Here is a 20305-nt window from a genome sequence, read left to right as displayed (position 1 = left end):
GGCGCATGTCGGACCGCCGTGACAGGATCGGATCATGTTCACGGTGCTGCTCTATCTGCTGATCATGGCGCTGGTCGGTGGGCTGTTGTTCCTGGCCGCCTCCGCGGTGTTCGGGCGCGGTGAGGAGATGGCCCCGCTGCCGCCGGGGACCACCGCCACCATGCTCCCGGCCGAGGACGTCACCGGGGCCGACGTCCGCGCGCTGCGGTTCCAGCAGACCGTGCGCGGATACAAGGCCGCCGAGGTGGATTGGGCACTGGATCGGCTGGGTCGCGAGATCGATTCGCTGCGGGGCGAATTGGCGAGCCTGCGCGAGGCGCCGGTTCCCGGGCCGGAGAAGCCATGAGCGAGGACGCGTCCTACGACGGCCGGACCCGGTGCCCGTGGGCGGTCGACGGGTCGGGATCGCGGATCTACCGCGACTACCACGACGAGGAATGGGGCGTGCCCCTGAGAGGTCGGGACGAGCTCTTCGAGCGGTTGTGCCTGGAGGCCTTCCAGTCGGGGCTGTCCTGGATCACCGTGCTCCGCAAGCGGGAGGCCTTCCGCTCCGCGTTCGCGGGGTTCGACGTCGAGGCGGTGGCCGCGTTCGGAGCCGACGATGTCGAGCGGCTGCTCGGCGATCCTGGCATCGTCCGCAATCGGGCGAAGATCGAGGCCTGCGTCGCGAACGCGGGGGCCGTGCTCGAGATGCCGGACACCGATCTCGACTCGTTGCTCTGGTCGTTCGCACCCGAGCCACGCCCGAGCCGGTTACGGACCGTCGACGAGGTGCCCGCGGTGACCGCGGAATCGACGGCCATGGCCAAGGAACTCAAGCGTCGGGGGTTCAAGTTTGTTGGTCCCACCACGGCATATGCCCTGATGCAGGCGACCGGGATGGTCGACGATCACCTGCTCGATTGCTGGGTCGGGGTGCGCCGCTGAGCCCGGTTTCCGGTCCGCATTCGATCGGAAACGAGACTCAGGTTCCCGGCATTCCTTGCAATAGGGAAGAATGGCACATGTGATCCCCGACAACAGCTGTCGGGGTACCGACGGTAAGCCTAGGCGCAGAGCTTGTCAGCGCAGATCTGGAGGGAGCAGGTAATGGCGGCCATGAAGCCCCGGACCGGTGACGGTCCCCTCGAAGCCACCAAGGAAGGGCGAGGAATCGTCATGCGGGTTCCGCTCGAGGGTGGAGGTCGGCTCGTCGTCGAGCTGACCCCGGAAGAAGCCGCCGCGCTCGGAGACGAGCTGAAGGGCGTCACCAGCTAACTCCTCGCAAGGTTCGGTGCGGCGCACGTTGCCGGACGCGAACCTTCAGGCATACGGCCCCGCTTGCCACCTCGGCTCGCGGGGTCTTTGCGGTGCAATCGACAGAGAGGCGGACCGATGCTGGCCGAGGTCGTCGGGCTGCTCGCCTGCCCACACTGCGGCGGCGGACTGGACGTCGCCGACCGCACCCTGCTGTGCGAACAGGGACACAGCTTCGACATCGCCAGGCAGGGCTACGTCAGCCTGCTGTCCGGGGCCGCGAAGTTCACCGGCGACAGCGCCGAGATGATCGCGGCCCGTGCTCGATTCCTCGACAGCCACCATTTCGACCCGCTGATGGACGCGGTGGCGCGCGCGTGCGCCACCGATGTCCCGGTGGACCCGGCGGTGCTCGAGGTCGGCGCGGGCACCGGGCATTACCTCGCCGCCGTCCTCGACGCGCTGCCCGCCGCGCGGGGTATCGGTGTCGACGTCTCCAAGGCCGCCGCGCGATGGCTCGCCCGCAGCCATCCCCGGGCGGGCTCGGTGGTCGCCGACATCTGGACCCAGCTGCCGGTCCGCGCGCACGCCCTCAGCCATGTGCTGTCGATCTTCGCCCCGCGCAACGCCGCGGAATTGCGCCGGGTGCTGCGGCCGGACGGAACGCTGATCGTGCTGACCCCGACGGATCGGCACCTGCGTGAACTCGTGGACCTGCTCGGCCTGGTTCGGGTGGACGAGAACAAGACGGTGCGCCTCGGCGCCAGCATGTCCGGGTACTTCGAGCGGGCCGACCGGGTCGCCGTCGAGTACCCGATGACACTCTCGCGCACCGATGTCGACAGCCTGATCGCGATGGGCCCGTCGGCGCGTCACCTCGGCGACGAGGCGCGAGCGCAGCGTATCGCCGGGCTGCCCGAGACCTCGACGGTGACGGCCTCCGTCACGATCAGTAGCTACCGCCCGGTCCCTGCGGCGGGCCGACGCCCGGTGTAGCCCTCGCTCGCGGCCTGGTAGACCGCGAGGGTCTGCTTGGCGATCTCCTCCCAGGAGAACTCGGCAATCGCCCGTGCCCGGCCCGCCCGGCCCATCGCGGCCGCGCGGTCGCGGTCGGAGGCGACCATGTTGACCGCCGTGGCCAGCGCGTGCTCGAACGCCTCCGGCTCGTAGGAGTTGTAGTGCACCAGCGTCCCGGTCACGCCGTCCTCGACCACCTCGGGAATGCCGCCGACGTCCGAGGCCACCACCGCGGTCTCGGTGGCCATCGCCTCCAGGTTCACGATGCCGAGCGGCTCGTACACCGAGGGGCACACGAACACCGTTGCCGCGGACAGGATCTCCCGGACCTGCGCGGTGGGCAACATCTCCCTGACCCAGAACACGTTGCGCCGTGCCTCGGAGAGCTTCGCGACCGCCCGCTCGGTCTCCTCGGCGATCTCCGCGGTGTCGGGCGCGCCGGCGCACAGCACCAGCTGCACGTCCGGGTCGAAGTCGTGGGCCGCCGCGATCAGGTGGCCGACCCCCTTCTGCCGGGTGATCCGGCCGACGAATGCCGCGATGGGAGCGTCCGGGTCGACGCCCAGATCACGCAGGACCGAGGTCGGGCGTTCGCCGCCGAAGTCCGGGTACCAGACATCGGTGTCAATCCCGTTGCGCACCACGTGCACTCGATCCGGATTGACGAAGGGATAGGCGTCGAGCAGGTCGAGGCGCATGCCGGCGCTGACAGCGATGATGGCGTCGGCGTACTCGACCGCGTTGCGTTCGGACCAGGAGGAGATGCGGTAGCCGCCGCCGAGCTGCTCGGCCTTCCACGGGCGCCGGGGCTCGAGCGAGTGCGCGGTCATGATGTGCGGCACCCCGTAGAGCTCGCCTGCGAGGTGACCCGCCAGGCCGGTGTACCAGGTGTGTGAGTGCACCACGTCGGCCGCGCCCGCCGCCTGCGCCATCCGCAGCTGCGCCGACAGCATGGTCAGCGCGGGATTGGAGCCGGCCAGAGCGGGATCGGGCCGGTGCACGATGGCGCCCTCGCGGGGCTCGCCCATGCAGTGCACCTCGACATCGCAGAGCCGCGTGAGCTGGGCCACGAGCTCGGTGACGTGGACCCCCGCGCCACCGTAGATCTCCGGGGGGTACTCCCTGGTCATCATCGCAACCCGCACGCGATAAACGTAGCCGCCGAGCCGACTTGGGGCTACCGCTGGCGGGGGTCAGGCGCGGCCGATAGGTTGACAGGGTGAGGAGCCAGCCGCATGTGCTCGGAATCGTGCTCGCCGGAGGCGAAGGGAAACGTCTGTACCCCTTGACCGCTGACCGGGCCAAGCCGGCGGTGCCGTTCGGCGGGGCCTACCGCCTGATCGACTTCGTACTCAGCAACCTGGTCAACGCCGGCTATCTCCGGATCTGTGTGCTGACCCAGTACAAGTCGCATTCCCTCGACCGCCACATCTCGCAGACGTGGCGGCTGTCGGGTTTTGCGGGGGAGTACATCACCCCTGTCCCGGCACAGCAGCGGCTCGGCCCGCGCTGGTACACCGGCAGCGCGGACGCGATCTTCCAGTCGCTCAACCTGGTCTACGACGAGGACCCCGAGTACATCGTGGTGTTCGGCGCCGACCATGTGTACCGGATGGATCCCGAGCAGATGGTCCAGCACCACATCGACTCGGGCGCGGGGGTCACCGTGGCCGGGATCCGGGTGCCGCGCAGCGAGGCGTTCGCGTTCGGCTGCATCGACAGCGACGAGTCGGGCCGGATCACCCAGTTCCTGGAGAAGCCGGCGCATCCGCCCGGCACCCCGGACGACCCGAACGCGACGTTCGCGTCGATGGGCAACTACGTGTTCACCACGAAGGTGCTGGTGGACGCCATCCGCGCCGACTCGGAGAACTCGGACTCCGACCACGACATGGGCGGCGACATCATCCCGGCGCTGGTCGCCGCGGGGATGGCCAATGTCTACGACTTCAAGGACAACGTGGTGCCCGGCGCCACCGACCGGGACCGGGGGTACTGGCGGGACGTCGGCACCCTCGACGCGTTCTACGAGGCACACATGGACCTGGTGTCCGTGCACCCGGTGTTCAACCTCTACAACCGGCGCTGGCCGATCCGCGGCGCGGCGGAGAACCTGGCGCCCGCCAAGTTCGTGCAGGGTGGGCTCGCCCAGGAATCGGTGGTGGGCGCCGGCTGCATCCTGTCCGCCGCGACCGTGCGCAACTCCGTGCTCAGCTCCAACGTGATGGTCGACGACGGCGCCACCGTCGAGGGCAGCGTGTTGATGCCGGGCGTGCGCGTCGGCAAGGGCGCGGTGGTGCGGCACGCGATCCTGGACAAGAACGTGGTGGTCGGCGAGGGCGAGATCATCGGCGTCGACCTCGAGCGCGACCGGCAGCGGTTCGCGATCAGCCCCGGTGGTGTCGTCGCGATCGGCAAGGGCGTCTGGATCTAGGGCATCTCTCCCAATCGCGTCGTCCTGGTCGGGTAACGGTTCGATGCGCCGGTTCGCCGCGGCGTCTCGGGTGAGTAACGAGATCTTCGTCCGCAATCCATGAACCCCGTCTGCCTGGTCTAATGGAATGCTCAGAGACAGAATAGATTTCGACAGCGAGTACGCCCTAACCCAAGATCCGCCGGCCACCCGTACCGGTCAGTCGTACACGCGCGCGGGGGCCCAGAGTTTCGGGACGCGCGATGAGCGAAGCAGTGCTGGGGCTCTCCGTGAGCAGAAGCGAGCCGGCGCAACCCCGCCTCGAGCCGGTGCAGCGAATCGACATCGAGGCAGGCGGCGGTCGCATCGTTCTCCGCGGGCTGCTCGCGATTGCGACGTTGAAACCTGCGCAGGCCGCGCTTCTCGTCACCGATGTGATCGATCAGCTCGAGCTGGTGCGGAGCCGGGACGGCTACCCGATCCTCCGCGACCAGGCGGTGACGGTATCCGACCGGGGACAGCTCGCGATCGATCGCACCGGGAGTGCGGCGTCCTGGCACGACGTGCAGGATGCGGTGGCGAGTCTGCTTCGAAGCATCGCGACGAACTGTCGTGATCGCGCGCTCGCCGACCGGCTGGACGAATCTATCGACCGAACAACAGATCTGGCCGACCTGGCCCGCGGGGTTCGCGGCGCGGTCGCACCGTCGCTCGACCCCTCCACGGTGGGAAGGACGCGGTGTCAGCTCGCGGAGCTCGTCTCGGCGACAAGGGGACGGACGCTCTCGGACGATCGGGTGGTCACGGACCGCGCGAACTCGCAGAGCCTGCCGGCCCCGGCGGTCGGATCGTCGCTCGCCCCGAAGGGCTGGTATCCACCCATCGGGAATCCGTGGCATCGGCGACGGAGACGGCTGTCGCGTCGCCGGGGTGTGCTCGGCCTGATAACGATCCTGTTGCTCGTCGGGGCAGTGTGGGCGGCGCCCGGTGCGTGGTCGGAGCTGCGCCGGGGCTGGGATACCGTTCTCCATCCGGTGAATCCGTCGGAGCAGAATCACATCAGTCCGGTCTCGCCGCCGCCACCCGCGCCCGAAGCCGACCAGGAGACCTCGCCGACCGCGCAAGGAACCGCCGAGGCGGGTCCGGTTCGTACCGGTCTTCCTGGCAGCGCGGGGCCGATCACCCGGGTCACCGCCACCTTCGCCAACGGCGAATGCTCGACGGGACAACCGTGCACCATGCGGGTCGACGTCCACGTCGATCCCGCGGCGAACGTCGAAGCGGTGACCTGGCACGTGAGCGTGTACGACCGATGCTCCGGAGCCGTCCATCCGGGCAATGACGTCACGATGCCCGTGCCGCCGGGTGGGCAGCAGGTGTACGGCATCGCAAGCGTCGTCCTGCCGCACGCCCCCGCGCTCGCCGTCGCCGGGCTGACCAGCGCCCCGGCGGCAGCCGCGTCGGAGCCGGCATTCGTGCCCGCCGAGAACGCAACCTGCTGAGGCGTGGTCGCATGCAGGCGCACCAACGAGAATCCGATCCCTGGCTCGTCGGGGCGGCGATCACCCTCGTCGTTCTCGGCCTGCTCAACCTGATCTCGACAGGGAAGTCGACGGACGCGGTGCGCCACGCACTCTTCGCCGCCGTCGGCCTCGGTGCGATGTACGCGATCTCGCGCCTGCGGCCCAGCAACCTCCGACGATTCGGCTGGACGTTGTTCGCCGCCTCGGTTGTCCTGCTCGCGGCGGTGCCACTCATCGGGGTCGCGACCAAGGGTGCCCAGCGCTGGCTGAACTTCGGCCTGTTCACCGTTCAACCCTCCGAGCTCGCCAAGTTGGCACTGGTACTTGTCCCCGCGGCGATCTTGGCGGGTGGGTACACCCTCGGCCGGTTCGCAGCGACCCTGTTGATCTCGAGTGTGCCGATCGGCCTGGTCGCGCTGCAGCCCGACCTGTCGACCGCCGTGGTGCTCGCCTCGACCGTGATACTCATGCTGATCCTGGCCAGGGTGCCGCTGCTGCCACTGCTCCCGCTGTTCGCGCTCGGGATCGCTTCGTTGCCCCTTGCCGTGCTGTTTCTCCGGCCCTACCAGCTCGAGCGCATTCACGTGTTCCTCTCGAGCAACGCCGACCCGCAGGGGTCGGGTTGGGCTGCGTTGCAGGCGGACATCGCGATCGGCAGCGGCGGCTGGTTCGGTCTGGGGCGTGAACCGTTCTACGACCTGAGGGCCGAGTACCTTCCCGAATCGGAGCACGACCTCGCCTTCGCGAGCCTCGTGTACGGATGGGGTCTGTTCGCCGGTCTGGCAGTCGTGATCGCCACGATGGTCATCGTGTGGCGAGCCGCGCTGGCCGCCCGAACGGCGCGGACCCGGGAAGCTGCCCTCGTCGCAGCCGGGATCGGTGGGCTGTTCGGAGTGCAGGCCGTGGTCTCGATCGCTCAGAGCCTGTCGCTTCTGCCACACACCGGCATGCCGATCCCGCTGTTCAGCTACGGGGGCACGGCCGCAATCCTCGGATTCGTTGCGATCGGGCTGGTGCTCGCGATCCGCCGCGACGGCGTCACGCGTCCCCTGTGGGCCACCGAGTCCAGACGGCGCCGCCTACCCCGAGGAGTGTCGGCAGGCGCCGTCACGGTCACGGCGATGCTCCTCGTGCTGTCGGTGTTCGCGTGGCAGCTGCAGAGCGGCCGGGGTGTGGAGTTTCGCGCGATGAGCGACCGGCAGATGGAGCGTTGCATCCGCCTACCCGCCGAGCGGGGTCACATCCTCGACCGCAACGGCGAGCCGCTCGCGTACAACGTCCCCGAATACGCCGTTGCGGTGGTTGCCCGAATGTTCGATCGCGACGACGGGCCCGTGCGCGCCGAACTGGCCGCGCTGCTCGGCGTCGCGCCGGAACAGCTGGCGGCGACCCTGGAGAGCGGCGGCGACGAGTTGGAGGTCGTTCTTGGACGGGTGACGCCCGAGCAGGCTCGGCGAATCGTGGACGCCCAGATCCCGTGGGTGCTCGTGTACCCGACCGGGCGCAGGCACTACACGGACGGAGCATCGCTGGCATCCATCCTCGGGCACGTCGGGCTCGCGGACCCGCAGGACATGGAACGCTGGCCACAACTTGCCCTCGGATCACGGGTCGGCAAAGCGGGACTCGAAAAGCGGTACGACGCGCTGCTCCGCGGCACCGACGGCAGGCAGTGCATGTACGTCGCTCCCTCTGGGCGTCTGGTGGCCACCGGCGAGCGGGTGGACCCGGTGCGAGGACACGACCTGCGGTTGCACCTCGACATGGGGCTGCAGCGGCTCGCGACCGACGCGCTGACCGACGCGGTGCGCACCAGCGGGGGCGACATGGGCGCGGCGATCGTGATGGACGCCCGCACCGGGGCGGTGTTGACGCTGGCCAGCGTGCCCGGATTCGACAACAACCTCTACGGCCCTCCGGTCGACACGGTCGCGCTGGCGGCACAAACCGAGGGGCCCGGGCCGGGACGGATGCTCAACCACGCCGCCCAGTCCGCGGCCCCGCCGGGCTCGACCTTCAAGATCGTCGTCGCGGCGGCGAATGCGAAGTACAACGTGCTGTCGCCGGACGCCGTACTCGCAGGCGGTGCGTCATACACCTATGGAGGGCACACATTCGCGAACTGGCAGCCGATGGGACCGAACAGTTTGATCGGGGCGATCCAGTGGTCGGATAACGTCTACTTCTACCAGCTCGCCGAGCTCCTCGGCCCCGAGCGAATCGCGGCGACCGCTACGGAGCTCGGGGTGGGTGAGGAATCGGGGATCGACCTGCCGGGCGAGTCCGCGGGTTTCCTTGGCACACCGGAGAACGTCGCCAGCATCGGGGGAACCTGGTATCCGGGGTCGACCCTGCTGATGGGTATCGGTCAGGGCACCGTCAGCGCGACTCCGGTGCAGTTGGCGCGCTGGACGTCGGGCATCGCCACGGGCTCGACGGTGACACCGCAGCTCGCCGCGGCGTACGGGCCGGACGCCTTGCCCATTCCCACCGCGGAGCCTCGTCGACTGTCCTTCGCGGACCAACTCGGCCCCGTGCGAGCGGGGATGCGGGCATCCGCCGCAGCCGGTACCGCCGGGCAGCTGGCCACCTTGCCGGTCGCGGCGGGCGCCAAGACCGGAACGGCGGAGGATCCGTCGGCGCCAGGAAAGGGCCTCAATGCCTGGTTCTCCGCGGTGGTGCCCTTCGACGCTCCCGAGATCGTGGTCTCGGTGCTGGTCCGTGGCGGTGGTTTCGGATCGGCGACATCCGGGCCCGTCGCCAAGAAACTCCTCGAGCGTTACCTCGCGCAACCCCGGGCGGTGCCGAACCGCTGATCCCCGATCCACCGCGGGGATGCTCCTGATGTGCGCTGATCAGTCGCTGTAGGCGGCAACGACTTCGGGGTGGTCGAGACAAGCAGTCGCACCTTCGGCGACACAGGTCAGCGGGCGCTCGGCCGTCTTCACCGGGAGCCCGAAGGACTCTTCGAGCAGCTGCGACAGGCCGCGCAGAAGCGACCCACCGCCGAGCACCAGGAGTCCCTCCGACATCACGTCACCGATCGCCTGCGCGGGAATGTCCTCCAGGCACTCGGCCAGTGTCTGCACGATCCCAATTGCGGTCGGCCGCAGCGCATCCACGATCTCCTCGGTCTCGAGTGTGACCAGACGTGCCCGGCCGGTCACGGCGTCGCGGCCCTCGACGACGAGCGACTGCCCCTCGGCAGTCTCGGGCGCACCGACCTTCACCCGCTCGGCGGTGAGCTCGCCGACGATGATGTTGTGCTCGGTCCGCAGGTAGTGAGACAGCGCGTTGGTCAGTTCATCCCCCGCGAGTCGGCAACTGCGATGCGAGAGCATGCCACCGAAACAGAATGCGGTGACTTCCGAAGTGCCGCCGCCGATGTCGACGACGAGGTGGGCGCGGGGTTCGAGCGGGTTGATCCCGCAGCCGAGTGCCCCCGCGACCGGCTCCGGGATAAGCCCGACCTTGCGCAGACCGGCCTCGTGCCCGACCTCGAGCAGTGCCCGACGCTCGAGCGAGGTGGCGCCCGCAGGAACAGCGAAGACGCCCTTCGGCCGCAGACCGTAGTGCCTGCTCGGGGCCGCGCGCTTGATGACGGCCGTGACGAATGCCCTGGCCGACTCGAGGTCGACGATCACCCCATCGCGCATCGGACGAACGGGCGTGACCCCCACGGGATTGCGGCCGACCAGGTCCCGCGCGTCGATGCCGATCGAGAGAGCGTGGTGCGGTTCCTTTTCTCGAACCAGCATGAACGATGGCTCGTTCAGGACGATGCCGTCTTCGGGGGTGCCGACGACAGTGTTGGTGGTTCCGAGATCGATACCAAGTCCGCTCACGTCGGCCTCCGAGAGGTGTTCCAGCGAGATGATTTGATCGTACGCAGCGGCCCCGACGTTCGGTCGATATCGCGCTGACTCGTCGAAGATCTCGCGAAACTGGTCCATCCCGGTGGCGTCGTCGCCGTCGGCGAGGGCCACCCGGATCTAGCCGGCGGTCGCGCGCACCGGCTCGGTGGACCTCATCAACTCGGCCCAGGACTCGACGTTCGGGTGGCGCTTGAGCAGTGCCCGGCGCTGACGCTCGGTCATCCCGCCCCAGACACCGAACTCCACGCGGTTGTCGAGGGCCTCGGCGCCGCACTGGACGATGACGGGGCACCGGCGGCACGCGGCGGCCGCCTCGCGTTGGGCGGCGCCGCGAACGAACATCTGATCGGGGTGCTCGGCGCGGCACAGCGCACGCTCCACCCAGGCGTGCGGCAGGGCGAGGCGTGGGTAGTCGCAGTCGGCGGGGGCGAAGCCCCCCGACTCCGGTCGGGGGCGGTCTGAGCAGATCACGAGGTCTCATGCTGCCCCGGATCCGGCCCGCGCGATGGACAGTTGACCGGAAGTTGGTCAACTGTCCATCTCGGGGTAACGGTGCGGCTCCGGCGGGCCCCGGGAGCCGGGAGCCGGGAGCCGGGAGCCGGGAGCCGGGCGAACCTACTGCCGGAGGTCGCGCCGTCGGAACGCGATCAGGCCGGCGACGAGCAGCGCCGCATCGATCACCAGGAGCCACACCAGCGGGGTGGCCTCGAATTCCGCGCCGGGCAACTTGGGTGTGTGGCTGAAGGGTTGGAGGCCCTGCACCCACTGCGGGACGCCGGAGATGGAGCCGAGCAGGAAGAGGGCGACGAAGGTCACCAGCACTCCCCACGCCACCGGGGTGAAACGCGGAACCAGTCCGAAGAGCAGCACCGTGATCGCCGCCAGCATCCAGACCGCGGGCAACTGCACGAGCCCGGTGGCAAGCACCCGGGGTAGCTTCCCTCCGATATCACCCGCCGCGATTCCGTAGGTCAGCCCGGCCACCAGCCCGGCGGCGAGCAGGGCGACGGCCGGGCCCGCGACTGCGAAGACGATATGGCTTGCGGCCCATCGGGTCCGGCCGACTGCGCCGCAAGTCACGGACTCGGCGCGCTGCGCGGTCTCCTCGCCGTGGAGTCGCAGCGCCGAGGAGATCGCGAGCGCCGCGGCGCCGACGGCGAGCATGGTGAACGAGATCGTGATGAACGCGTCCTCGAGTGCCTGCGTTCCGCCGATCCGGCTGATGATCTCCAGGACCGCGTCGCTGCCACCGAGTTCGTCGCCGATCCCGTGTACGACGCTGCCGATCAGCAGGGCGTACAGGCTGATCCCGATGGTCCAGGCGATCAGCGTGCCGCGCTGCAGCCGCCAGGACAGGCCGAACGGGCCGCTCAGCGACCGCGTCGCGGTGGGCGAGCCCAGACGCTCGGCGATCAACCCGGCGCCGACGTCCCGCCTGCGCAGCAGTGCATAGGCCGCCGCGGTCAGCGCGATCGCCGTGGTCAGGTGCAGCAGGAGCACCCACCAGCGGTCGCCCGCGTACGGGCGCACCTGCAGCGACCAGCCCAGCGGCGACAGCCAGGACAGCGCGGACGGGCCGGCGTCGCCGACGGCACGGAGCGCGAAGGCGGTGCCCAGCACGGCAAAGGCGATGCCACGGGCGGTGCGGGCGCTGGTGCTCAGCTGGGCCGCCACGGCGGCAACGGCGGTGAACACGATCCCCGACGCCGCCAGCGCGAGCCCGAACGCGATCGAGCCCGCGTGTGGCACGTCGGTGGTGAGCAGTCCCACCGAGCCGATCAGCCCGGTCGCGATCGACGCGCCGAAGGCCACCAGCAACGCGGCGGTCAGGCCGGCGTACCGGCCGACGACGGTCGAATCGAGCAGTTCCGTCCGACCGCTCTCCTCCTCCGCCCTGGTGTGCCGGATGACGGTGAGGATCACCGCGATCGCGATCAGCGTGTAGAACATCCCGGCTTTCCAGATGCCGACGGCGCCCAGGCTGTCGTTGTAGATCTCGCCGTACATGGCGCGTTGCGCCGGGCTTCCCATGATGGTGGCCGCGAAGGCCGCACGGTCCGCCTCGGTGGGGTAGATGCTCTCGATGCTGCCCATGTAGACGGGCGCCAACGGCAACGAGAGGAGCAGTACCCACAGCGGCAGCACGATCCGGTCCCGCCGCAGGAAGAGCCGGACGAAGCCGAGGGTTCCGGTGAAATTCGATGTCCCGCGCGGGACCGCCGCGGCCGGATGCCGGGGGCCCGCGACCGTCGCGGTGCTCATGCCGACACCTTCTCCCCGGTGTGCTCGGGTCCCTCGACCTGATAGTGGCGCAGGAACAGTTCCTCGAGCGTCGGTGGCTTGCTGACCAGGCTGCGCACCCCGGCATCGCCGAGCACGCGGATCAGCTCACCCAGGTGCTCGCTGTCGACCTGGCAATGGAGGGTGTGATCGTCGATCGAGACGTCCTCGACACCCGCGAGCCGGCTGAGGTCGCCCGGGTCGCCCGTCAGCTCGGCGCTGATCGAGGTGCGGCTCAGGTGTCGCATCGACGACAGCGAGCCGCTCTCCACCGTCTTGCCCGCGCGGATGATGGTCACCCGATCGCACAGTGCCTCCACCTCGGACAGGATGTGGCTGGACAGCAGCACGGTGACGCCGCGACGGGCCGCCTCGGCGACACTCTCGCGGAATACCTGTTCCATCAGCGGGTCCAGGCCGGAGGTCGGCTCGTCGAGCAGGAGCAGCCGGGCGTTGGACGACAACGCCGAGATCAGGGACACCTTCTGCCGGTTGCCCTTCGAGTAGGTGCGCGACTTCTTGCGTGGATCGAGGTCGAAGCGCTCGATGAGCTCGGAGCGCCTGGCTTCGTCGATGCCGCCGCGCATCCGGGCCAGCATGTCGATGGTCTCGCCGCCGGTCAGCGACGGCCACAGGGTGACATCGCCCGGTACGTAGGCCAGGTCGCGGTGCAGGGTGACGGCGTCGCGCCACGGGTCGCGGCCAAGAACCGTTGCGCTGCCCGCGGTGGCCCGCAGGCTGCCGAGCAGCACCCGGATGGTGGTCGATTTGCCCGCGCCGTTGGGGCCGAGGAAGCCGTGCACCTCGCCGGGCGCGACCTGCAGGTCGAGGCCATCGAGGGCACGGATCTGGCCGAAGGTCTTGACCAGGTCGCGAACGTCGATCAGTGGGGTCGTCATGGCGTCTCCTCGGTCGGGGATTCCGTGTCGGGATGGGTGGTGGGGTCGTCGGCCTCGGTGGCCAGGAACGCGTCGAGCAGCGAGGAGTCGGTGAAGATCCCCTCGGCATACATCTCGAGGGCGGGCAGGGTGATCTCGTCCGACAGGTCGCGGATGGCCGTGGCGTAGTCGAGCGTCCCCTCCCGGTCCGCCCGTATCTGCAGGTAGAGCAGCAGCGCGCCGACGTTGTTGAGGGTGAGGTACCGCGCCCGCGCCTTCGGGTCGCGGCTGGCCCGCAGCTTGCCGGAGCGCACGCCGATCGCGAGGTACTCCTCGGTGTCGGCCACCATGTGTTCGAAGAGGGACTCCGCGAGCCGGCCGCCTGCCTGGAAGCTGCGCACCATGTACGCGACGACGGGCGCGTACTGCTCGAGTTCGCTCAGCGCCGCGATCGCGCCCGCAGGACCGGGCGTCGACATGGCCTGAGCCTTCTGCTCCCGGATGATCTCGAGAACGTGCGCGTCGCACTCGGCGCGCAGTCCGTCCTTGGAGCCGAAATGGTGGTTCACCAGTCCGGGGGAGACCCCGGCTGCGGTCGCGATGGCGCGGACCCCGGTGACGAAACCCTGCTCGCCGAAGACCCGGATCGCCGTGTCGCGGATCCGTGCACGGGCGGTCATGTCCCGGTCGGGGGTGGAAGAGTCGGCCATTGCTGAACGCATGTTTAGTAGATTAAACACTCGTTCAGTCGTGCGGCAAGTGGTCTCCCGTCAAGAGGCCGTAAAAATTCGCCGACGCAGGCGCGAGCGGGTGGCGCTACTCCGAACGCGACGCGCAGAGCAGCCCGTCGCCGACCGGCAGGAGCACCTTCGTCAGGCGGTCGTCCTCCGCGATCGCCCTGGCGGCCGCGCGCACGGCCAGGGTGGTCGCGTCGCGCTGGTTCGGGTCGGCCACGCGCCCACCGAGCAGCGCGTTGTGCAGCACGATCACCCCTCCGGGTCGGAGCAGTCGAACCCCCTCGGCGACGAACTGCGGGTGGTCGGCGGGCGAGGTGTCCACGAACACCAGGTCGTAGGCGGCGTCGGCGAGGCGGGGCAGCACGTCCAGGCCCCAGCCGTTGATGAGCCGGGTTCGGCCGGGCGCGATCTCGCCGGACCGGAACGCGTCCTTGGCGGCCCGCTGGTGCTCGGGTTCGGTGTCGATGGTGGTGAGCACCCCGTCGGCACGCATGCCGTCGAGCAACCACAACCCGCTCACCCCCGCGCCGGTCCCGATCTCGACCACGGTCTTGGCGTCGAGCATCTGGGTGAACAGGCTCAACAGCGCGCCGACGGACGGAGGAACCGGGGTCGCGCCGAGATCCTCCGCCCGTTCGCGTGCGAGCGTGAGGACCGCGTCCTCCAGGACCGATTCCTCGGTGTGAGCCAGCAGCTGCTCGGCGTTGTTGTGCACGAATCCGAGGTTATAGCCGACACGCTGCGGTGGAGTCGAGGCGCGCACGTGATTTTGGCCGCTGACCCGCAGATTCTCAGCTGAACCTCAGGTTGCTCACACATCTCACACATTTGGATCGGAAAAGGTAGGGGCACACGAGATCGCTGACCGCCCAGGAAGGGGGTACCGGACGAACCCGGCGAGAAGGGAACAAACCCGACATTGTGGGGGTTGTGCCTTTTATTCGTATCGTCCTGTGCTCGCTCACCAGCTGTCCTTAGCAGGAGGTTTCCACAATCTCGATGGTCAACGCCGTACCCGCCTTCGATGCGGAATTCACCGAGTCGGTGCCGACGGGCGGCCCCGACGCCGCCGATCTGAGCGGCACCGCCGCCTTTGACGCCACCGGCGATCAGACCAGCATGCCGTCATGGGACGAGCTCGTCCGTGAGCACGGCGACCGGGTGTACAGGCTGGCCTACCGGCTCTCGGGCAACGCCCAGGACGCCGAGGACCTCACCCAGGAGACCTTCATCCGGGTGTTCCGGTCGCTCTCGAACTACCAGGCGGGCACCTTCGAGGGGTGGTTGCACCGGATCACCACGAATCTGTTCCTCGACATGGTGCGGCGCCGCAACCGGATCAAGATGGAGGCGCTGCCCGAGGACTACGAGCGGGTCCCGTCCGACCGTCCGAACCCCGAGCAGATCTATCACGACGCCCGGCTCGATCCGGAGTTGCAGTCCGCGCTGGACTCGCTCGCGCCCGAGTTCCGTGCCGCTGTGGTGCTCTGTGACGTCGAAGGCCTGTCATACGAGGAGATCGGTGCCACACTGGGAGTCAAGCTCGGTACCGTACGCAGCCGAATCCACCGTGGACGGCAGGCGCTGAAGGAATATCTGACCGCGGTGTCGGGGACAGGGAAGATGACATTCGCATGACCGTGCAGGAGGGTTGGATGACGCAGGCCCGGAAACCGCGCCGCTTCAGCTCTACCGAGCATCTGGCCAGTGAGGCGATCGCGGCGTACGTCGACGGCGAGCTGCAGATGAACGCCTACCTGCGGGCCGCGCAGCACCTGTCGATGTGTCCGGAGTGCGCTGCCGAGGTCGACGCCCAGCACCACGCGCGCGGCGCGCTCCGTGAGGCCTCGGAGATCAGCATGCCCAGTTCGCTTCTCGGCATTCTGAGCCAGATCCCGATGTGCAACCCGCTCCCGGACGCCGACGCAACAGCACAGGGCCGCGGTCGTCGCTTCGCCGAGCGATCCGGCTTCCGGCGTGCCGACGGCAAGGCAGGCGCCGTGCTCGCGGCGATGGTCACGTCGTACTCGTTCGCGTCGTCGTGGCGCAGGCGCCGCTAGTCGCCACCGCGTCGGTGATGATGCCACGCACCGCGTCGGTGATACTGGGATCCGTGACTGACGCCAACGAGGGGTACACAGCCGCGTGAACTCGGATCCCACATCCCCGGCCGCAGGCGCGCTGGATGCAGCAGCCGAACAGGATTCGGCACCGCCCCGGCTGGCACCGCGACCGCTCTACCGTCCCACCGTCGACCCCGCGGCCGCCGACGCCTTCGGACGGCCCGACGGCGTCGACTCCTCCTTCGCGCCCGGCACGGACCGCACCGCGGATCCGAAGGTCGCCGTTCGGCGTCCCGACCCGGTGCTCGCCGAGGCCTTCGGCCGTCCGGCAGGCGAAACCGATTCGATCCAGCGCGATCCGTCCGCGAGCGACTCCGAGGAGGCGGCGGACGAGGCGCCTGCCGATCCGTGGCGGGACCCGGACGCACCGGCACGGCTCGGTTCGCCCGCCCTCGATGCCCCCGCGGCCGGGGACCTGCCGCCCGCGCCCGCACTCGGCATCCGCGACGTCCTGCTCGGCGAGCGCATCGCGCCGCGGGCACTGGCCGCGCTGGCAGGCGTCGCGTTGGCGATCGGCCTGGTCGGCGGCATCATCGGCCGGGTCACGGCCGAGAACGTCGGCGCACTGACCAGCCAGCGGGTCGAGCTGACGCAGTCGAGCGGCGACGACGCCGAACTCGGCCAGGTCGCGAAGGTCGCCGAGGCGGTGCTCCCGTCGGTGGTGTCCATCCAGGTCGCGCTCGGTGAGCAGTCCGGCACCGGCTCGGGTGTCGTGATCAACGGCGAGGGCTACATCGTCACCAACAACCACGTGATCTCGATGGCCGCGACGAACCCCGACGCGGCGACGCTCCGCGTCGTCTTCGCGGACGGCACCAAGGCGCCAGCGCGCGTCGTGGGTCGCGACACGAAGACCGACCTCGCGGTGCTCAAGGTGGATGTCGGAAACCTGACCGTCGCCGAGCTCGGCCGGTCCGCGGACCTGAAGGTCGGCGACGACGTGGTGGCGGTCGGATCGCCGCTGGGGCTGAGCAAGACGGTCACCAGCGGGATCGTCAGCGCGCTGCACCGCCCGGTCCGGCTGTCCGGCGAGGGCACCGACACCGATGCGGTCATCGATGCGGTCCAGACCGATGCCGCGATCAACCCCGGCAACTCCGGTGGACCGTTGGTGGACCGCGAGGGCCGGGTGATCGGGATCAACTCCGCCATCCGAAGCGAGAGCGGGGGATCGGTTGGCCTGGGGTTCGCCATCCCCGTCGACGACGTCACCGCGGTCGCGCAGGAACTGATCCGGACCGGAGCCATGCATCACCCCGAGATCGGCGTGAACGCGCGGTCGGTGACCAACGAGCAGACCAGTGGCGCCGAGGTGGCCAACGTCAAGGACGGCGGGCCCGCGCAGCAGGCCGGGATCATCGAGGGCGACGTCATCGTCAAGGTCGGTGACCGCGACGTGACCAGCGCGGACGAGCTGGTGGTCGCGGTGCACCAGCAGGCCGTCGGCCAGCCGGTCCCGGTGCAACTGGTGCGGGCGGGCCGGACGGTCGAAGTCCAGGTCACACCCGCTTCGGACTGAGTGGTTCCCTCGGAGGGCAGCGGTATGCGATGTGAATTCGGCACCGATAGCGGCGCGGATCGCCGCGGGCACGTAGGCTGACCCGGTGTTTGGCAACATTGGCTGGGGCGAGTTCATGGTCCTACTCGTCGCGGCGCTCGTGATCCTCGGACCCGAGCGGTTGCCCGGTGCCGTCTCGTGGGTGACGAAGTCGCTGCGCCAGGTCCGTGACTACGCGGGCGGCGCGACGCAGCAGCTCAAGGACGAGCTCGGCCCCGAGTTCGAGGACCTGCGCAAGCCGCTCTCCGATCTGCAGCAACTGCGGGGGATGACGCCGCGCTCGATGATCACCAAGCATCTCCTCGACGGCGACGACTCGATCCTGACCGGGAACTTCGACGCGAAGCCGCAGAGCAGCGGCGGGCCCGCCAGCACCGGCCTGCCCCCTACGGTGCAACGCGAATCGACACCCCTCGCCTCCGGCGAGCGTCCCCCGTACGACGCCGACGCCACCTAGGGCCCGTCGAACGGAATCCAGTCGCTGGTCGCCGGGTCCCGGTGGAAAGCGACGAATATCGAGCCCTCGTCGCCAGGGCGTTCCGGGTCGAACAGGACCTGTGTCGTGCCCTGGTCCGGTACCCGGTGCAGGCTCGGAACCCTCCGCGTGACCCACCGTGCGACGCCCTCGGCGTCGGTGAACGTCACCGTCGCGTCGATGCCCACGATCGACACCGAGCCGTCCTCCTGAGGGCTGTCGATGAGCACGTTGACGTCGGCGATGATGCCCGGTACCCGTAGCCCGCGTGCCAACAGCCGGTCACGCTCCCTGAGTTGGACGTTCTGCCTGCGGAACCCGGACATGGTCCGCGACACCGCCGCTCCGGTCGTCACCAGCAGGAGCAGGGGAATCCAGATCTCCGTGTAGTAGCCCACCCAGGCGAGCGGGCTCCACGGCGTCTCGGTCATGGTGACCGGGTCGATGGCCGCGCCGACCTGCGCCGGTGGCCACCAGTTCAGGGTGGACACCGAGAAGCCGAGGGTGATTCCCGCCCAGCCGGCCGCGGCCATGAGGCCGGGGCAGCGGTGGCGCCCCAGGAAGGTCGCGAGGTCGTCGGACATCCCGACTCCGAACAGGACGTAGCCGAAGGCCGCCCCGAACGGCCACCAGAGCCACGTCGGAGCCTCGTCGAACCGGGCCTCGTCGGCGAACGCGGTGTCGATGACGGCGTGCCGGAAGATGTCGGCGACACAGGCCAGGCCGTACCCCAGCAGCGCCGCGCAGGCCACGAACACCGCGAACCGGAAGCAGAGCCACAGTAAGAAGGTGGGGCTGCCGCGCCTGGACTCGAGTTCGTCGTGCCGCCGCCGAGCCGGATCCAGTGTGCTCAATGCCCCCGCCTCGTCCACCGTCCAGGAAGCCACACTCTATCGAGCGCATTCGGCGTAGCGTCCAGCCATGGGAACCACCCAGGGCGCCCGCAACCAGCTGTGCCACGCGGGGGGTGACGTCTGATGCGCGATGTCCTCACCGAACTGATGGCGATCTGGCGTGCGGGTGGGACCGCGGGTGTCGGCACGGTGGTGCAGACCTTCAGGTCGGCACCGAGGCCCCCGGGCGCGGCGATGGTGGTCGCCCCCGACGGCACCGTGGCCGGCTCGGTCTCGGGTGGCTGTGTGGAGGGCGCCGTCTACGAGCTCGCCCGGGACGTGGTCGAGTCCGGCAGGCCGGAGCTCGAGCGATATGGCGTCACCGATGATGATGCCTTCGCGGTGGGGCTGACCTGCGGCGGCATTCTCGACGTCTACGTCGAACCGGTCTCCCGCCGCACCTTCCCCGAGCTCGCCGAGGTCGCCGAGGACATCGAGCACGAACGCCCGGTGGCCGTGGCGACCGTGATCGACCACCCACAGACCGCGTGGGTCGGTCGCCGGATGATCGTGCGGCCGGACGGGATCGGTGGAACGGTCGGTTCGGCGCGCGCCGACGCCGCAATCGGCGATGACGCCCGAGGTCTGCTCGCGGCGGGACGGACCGGGGTGCTCACCTACGGCCCCGACGGCCAGCGGCGGGGCGAGGGAATGCGCGTGTTCGTCGCGAGTCATGCCCCGAGTCCACGCATGCTCGTCTTCGGCGCCATCGACTTCGCCGCGGCGGTGGCGCATCAGGGAGCCTTCCTCGGCTATCGCGTCACGGTGTGCGACGCCAGGGCGGTGTTCGCCACCCACGCCCGCTTCCCGACCGCGGACGAGGTGGTCGTGGACTGGCCGCACCGCTACCTGCAGTCGCAGATCGACGCCGAGGCGATCGACGGGCGCACCGTGATCTGCGTGCTCACCCACGACCCCAAGTTCGACGTCCCGCTGCTGGCGCTCGCGCTCCGGCTGCCCGAGGTCGCCTATGTCGGGGCGATGGGGTCGCGGCGTACCCACCGCGATCGGCTCCACCGCCTGCGCGAGGCCGGGCTCGGCGAGGCGGAGCTGGCGCGGCTGTCGAGCCCGATCGGACTCGACATCGGGGCCCGCACGCCTGAGGAGACCGCGGTGTCCATCGCCGCCGAGATCATCGAGCTGCGCTGGGGTGGGGGCGGCGAACGGCTGACCGCGATCGAGGGCCGGATCCACCACGACGAGACCTCCTGACCGGTGCCTGCACGAGTCGTGTGCGGATCGTTTGCGCTGATCGCTCGGGGCGCTTGACACCCCCGGTGGACCGGTCGAGTCTGGA

The 20305-nt window shown here is 69.5% G+C and carries 20 protein-coding genes; 12 read left to right on the top strand and 8 right to left on the bottom strand.

Annotation, left to right across the window (positions count from 1 at the left end):
• Positions 1 to 34: 34 nt before the first annotated feature.
• The 4 genes from JOE46_RS10910 to JOE46_RS10895 all read left to right on the top strand — a co-directional run bounded on the left by JOE46_RS10910 (position 35) and on the right by JOE46_RS10895 (position 2232).
• Complete coding sequence (locus JOE46_RS10910) at positions 35 to 346, top strand: DivIVA domain-containing protein (RefSeq protein ID WP_097212531.1); 312 nt, start codon at positions 35 to 37, stop codon at positions 344 to 346.
• Positions 343 to 927: a DNA-3-methyladenine glycosylase I gene (locus JOE46_RS10905; RefSeq protein ID WP_209927216.1), complete on the top strand. Its 585-nt coding sequence runs from the start codon at positions 343 to 345 to the stop codon at positions 925 to 927. Before JOE46_RS10910 ends, JOE46_RS10905 begins: the two co-directional genes overlap by 4 nt.
• Before the next feature lie 162 nt (positions 928 to 1089).
• On the top strand, positions 1090 to 1257 hold the full coding sequence (locus JOE46_RS10900; protein ID WP_003931055.1) for a DUF3117 domain-containing protein: 168 nt from the start codon (positions 1090 to 1092) through the stop codon (positions 1255 to 1257).
• 117 nt (positions 1258 to 1374) lie between these two features.
• Entirely contained in the window at positions 1375 to 2232 is an 858-nt protein-coding gene (locus tag JOE46_RS10895) for a putative RNA methyltransferase (RefSeq protein ID WP_209927214.1), read from the top strand.
• Here JOE46_RS10895 and glgA read toward each other — a convergent pair.
• Positions 2193 to 3398, bottom strand: a complete 1206-nt coding sequence (gene glgA / locus JOE46_RS10890; protein ID WP_209927213.1) for a glycogen synthase — start codon at positions 3396 to 3398, stop codon at positions 2193 to 2195. The genes JOE46_RS10895 and glgA overlap by 40 nt on opposite strands.
• A gap of 74 nt (positions 3399 to 3472) precedes the next feature.
• On the opposite strand from glgA, the gene glgC reads away from it, so the two are divergent.
• The 3 genes from glgC (at position 3473) to JOE46_RS10875 (ending at position 9005) form a co-directional block, all read left to right on the top strand.
• Positions 3473 to 4687, top strand: a complete 1215-nt coding sequence (gene glgC / locus JOE46_RS10885) for a glucose-1-phosphate adenylyltransferase (RefSeq protein WP_077042446.1) — start codon at positions 3473 to 3475, stop codon at positions 4685 to 4687.
• A gap of 242 nt (positions 4688 to 4929) precedes the next feature.
• Positions 4930 to 6168 (top strand): hypothetical protein, encoded by a 1239-nt coding sequence (locus JOE46_RS10880; RefSeq protein ID WP_209927212.1) that lies wholly within the window; start codon positions 4930 to 4932, stop codon positions 6166 to 6168.
• 11 nt (positions 6169 to 6179) lie between these two features.
• Complete coding sequence (locus JOE46_RS10875) at positions 6180 to 9005, top strand: FtsW/RodA/SpoVE family cell cycle protein (protein ID WP_209927211.1); 2826 nt, start codon at positions 6180 to 6182, stop codon at positions 9003 to 9005.
• A gap of 39 nt (positions 9006 to 9044) precedes the next feature.
• On the opposite strand, the gene JOE46_RS10870 is transcribed toward JOE46_RS10875, so the two are convergent.
• The 6 genes from JOE46_RS10870 to JOE46_RS10845 all read right to left on the bottom strand — a co-directional run bounded on the left by JOE46_RS10870 (position 9045) and on the right by JOE46_RS10845 (position 14674).
• The gene (locus JOE46_RS10870) at positions 9045 to 10034 is read right to left on the bottom strand and encodes a rod shape-determining protein (RefSeq protein WP_209929068.1); all 990 of its coding nucleotides are present in this window, start codon (positions 10032 to 10034) and stop codon (positions 9045 to 9047) included.
• A 147-nt stretch (positions 10035 to 10181) separates the two neighbouring features.
• On the bottom strand, positions 10182 to 10460 hold the full coding sequence (locus tag JOE46_RS10865) for a WhiB family transcriptional regulator (protein ID WP_245221623.1): 279 nt from the start codon (positions 10458 to 10460) through the stop codon (positions 10182 to 10184).
• A gap of 219 nt (positions 10461 to 10679) precedes the next feature.
• Positions 10680 to 12326, bottom strand: coding sequence for an ABC transporter permease (locus JOE46_RS10860; RefSeq protein ID WP_209927210.1), 1647 nt, complete (start codon positions 12324 to 12326; stop codon positions 10680 to 10682).
• Positions 12323 to 13243 carry an ABC transporter ATP-binding protein gene (locus tag JOE46_RS10855; RefSeq protein WP_097212523.1) on the bottom strand — a complete coding sequence of 307 codons (921 nt, stop codon included), beginning with the start codon at positions 13241 to 13243 and terminating at the stop codon, positions 12323 to 12325. Before JOE46_RS10855 ends, JOE46_RS10860 begins: the two co-directional genes overlap by 4 nt.
• Positions 13240 to 13944 (bottom strand): TetR/AcrR family transcriptional regulator, encoded by a 705-nt coding sequence (locus JOE46_RS10850; protein ID WP_097212522.1) that lies wholly within the window; start codon positions 13942 to 13944, stop codon positions 13240 to 13242. Before JOE46_RS10850 ends, JOE46_RS10855 begins: the two co-directional genes overlap by 4 nt.
• Before the next feature lie 94 nt (positions 13945 to 14038).
• Positions 14039 to 14674 carry an O-methyltransferase gene (locus JOE46_RS10845; RefSeq protein WP_174562886.1) on the bottom strand — a complete coding sequence of 212 codons (636 nt, stop codon included), beginning with the start codon at positions 14672 to 14674 and terminating at the stop codon, positions 14039 to 14041.
• Between the two features lie 284 nt (positions 14675 to 14958).
• Between JOE46_RS10845 and sigE the strand changes: the two genes are divergently transcribed.
• The 4 genes from sigE to tatB all read left to right on the top strand — a co-directional run bounded on the left by sigE (position 14959) and on the right by tatB (position 18097).
• Positions 14959 to 15597, top strand: coding sequence for an RNA polymerase sigma factor SigE (gene sigE, locus JOE46_RS10840; RefSeq protein ID WP_245221021.1), 639 nt, complete (start codon positions 14959 to 14961; stop codon positions 15595 to 15597).
• Positions 15598 to 15614: 17 nt separating this feature from the next.
• Positions 15615 to 16019, top strand: a complete 405-nt coding sequence (locus JOE46_RS10835) for a zf-HC2 domain-containing protein (protein WP_108168841.1) — start codon at positions 15615 to 15617, stop codon at positions 16017 to 16019.
• 85 nt (positions 16020 to 16104) lie between these two features.
• Positions 16105 to 17601, top strand: a complete 1497-nt coding sequence (locus JOE46_RS10830) for a S1C family serine protease (protein WP_097212521.1) — start codon at positions 16105 to 16107, stop codon at positions 17599 to 17601.
• Between the two features lie 85 nt (positions 17602 to 17686).
• A complete protein-coding gene (gene tatB / locus JOE46_RS10825) occupies positions 17687 to 18097 on the top strand; it encodes a Sec-independent protein translocase protein TatB (RefSeq protein ID WP_097212520.1) in 411 nt (136 codons plus the stop codon).
• Here the strand turns inward: tatB and JOE46_RS10820 are convergent.
• Positions 18094 to 18969, bottom strand: a complete 876-nt coding sequence (locus tag JOE46_RS10820) for a hypothetical protein (RefSeq protein ID WP_209927208.1) — start codon at positions 18967 to 18969, stop codon at positions 18094 to 18096. The two genes, tatB and JOE46_RS10820, sit on opposite strands and share 4 nt — an antisense overlap.
• Before the next feature lie 123 nt (positions 18970 to 19092).
• On the opposite strand from JOE46_RS10820, the gene JOE46_RS10815 reads away from it, so the two are divergent.
• Positions 19093 to 20220 carry an XdhC family protein gene (locus tag JOE46_RS10815; protein WP_097212518.1) on the top strand — a complete coding sequence of 376 codons (1128 nt, stop codon included), beginning with the start codon at positions 19093 to 19095 and terminating at the stop codon, positions 20218 to 20220.
• Positions 20221 to 20305 lie beyond the last annotated feature (85 nt).

Origin of the sequence: Rhodococcus sp. PvR099 (assembly GCF_017833315.1) — a bacterium.
Taxonomy (GTDB): Bacteria; Actinomycetota; Actinomycetes; order Mycobacteriales; family Mycobacteriaceae; genus Rhodococcus_G; species Rhodococcus_G oryzae.
Note: the sequence above shows the minus strand (reverse complement) of the source record. Positions and strands in the feature narration are given on the sequence as shown.